Here is a 258-nt window from a genome sequence, read left to right as displayed (position 1 = left end):
ATGATATCCACCCAGGCTTGTTTCGGCTCAGGCGGTGGCAACAGGTTGGCTTCCAGAATTGCAGAGGTGTACAGCGCCAGACTGCTGATGGTGACTTCCGGCAGACCGAACTTGAAGCGGATCATCTCGCCCTGTTCGGTAACGCGCAGGCCACCTTTCAGGCTGCCCGGAGGCTGAGACAATAACGCTGCCTGTGCCGGTGCGCCGCCACGGCCTGTCTCTTATACACATCTGACACTGCCGACGACGGAGAGAGTG

At 59.3% G+C, this 258-nt stretch carries 1 pseudogene; it reads right to left on the bottom strand.

What is annotated here, in order from left to right:
• Positions 1 to 203, bottom strand: a pseudogene (locus tag ACR9ZK_RS22480) (phosphoenolpyruvate carboxylase); the annotation flags it as partial.
• Positions 204 to 258 lie beyond the last annotated feature (55 nt).

This window comes from Monashia sp. HAY1-5C, from assembly GCF_056755255.1.
This window is presented reverse-complemented; position numbering and strand designations above follow the sequence as displayed.